At 56.9% G+C, this 714-nt stretch carries 2 protein-coding genes; both read left to right on the forward strand.

Going from position 1 to position 714, the window contains the following annotated elements:
* Nucleotides 1-104: 104 nt before the first annotated feature.
* Nucleotides 105-437, forward strand: a complete 333-nt coding sequence (gene tnpA / locus AO388_RS04065) for an IS66-like element accessory protein TnpA (RefSeq protein ID WP_003317539.1) — start codon at nucleotides 105-107, stop codon at nucleotides 435-437.
* Nucleotides 434-714, forward strand: a 281-nt coding sequence (gene tnpB, locus AO388_RS28385) for an IS66 family insertion sequence element accessory protein TnpB (protein WP_058416093.1), incomplete at its 3' end; no start/stop codon positions are given. The genes tnpA and tnpB, both read left to right, overlap by 4 nt.

Consider the following 714-nt stretch of genomic DNA (forward strand, 5'->3'; position numbering starts at 1 on the left):
CGTAACCGTCCGGGCAACACACCTTCCTGACACCGTCGCTTGAGGCGATGGTGTCCACCCAAATATAGGTGGACACCATTTTTAGCCTTTTTAAGCGGACGCCCATGCCACAAGAACGCCGTTCCTATTCCAAGTCCTTCAAGGCCCAGGTCATTGCTGAGTGCGCCCAACCTGACACTTCAATTGCCAATGTCGCCTTGACCCACAACCTCAATGCAAACCTCGTCCATAAATGGATTCGGGTGCATGCACAGAAAAACCTGACACTTCAAACCGCCTTCATCCCGGTCAAGACATCGCCGCCGGTGCCGATGCATCAGGCCCTTCCTGCCACGATCCGAATCGAAGTGCCGCATTCAAAAGGCGTAGTCGTGGTGAGTTGGCCGGCAGAAAATGCAGCGGCGTGTTCTGCTTTCCTGCGAGACCTGCTGCGATGATCCGCATCGACTCCATCTGGCTTGCCACCGAGCCCATGGACATGCGCGCAGGCACTGAAACTGCGCTGGCGCGGGTCGTGGCGGTGTTCGGTGCGGCGAAGCCGCACTGTGCTTATCTGTTTGCCAACCGTCGTGCCAATCGCATGAAAGTGCTGGTGCATGATGGCTTGGGGATTTGGCTTGCTGCCCGGCGCTTGAATCAAGGACGTTTTTTTTGGCCGGGCGTGCGGCACGGCTCTGAAGTCGAGTTGGATGCAGAGCAACTTCAAGCCTTGGT

Origin of the sequence: Pseudomonas sp. ICMP 10191 (assembly GCF_001467335.1) — a bacterium.
GTDB classification, from domain to species: domain Bacteria; phylum Pseudomonadota; class Gammaproteobacteria; order Pseudomonadales; family Pseudomonadaceae; genus Aquipseudomonas; species Aquipseudomonas cerasi.

Excerpts from the sequence above, each read along its gene's own strand:
- tnpA (WP_003317539.1), top strand. The coding sequence starts at position 105 with ATGCCACAAGAACGCCGTTCCTATTCCAAGTCCTTCAAGGCCCAGGTC.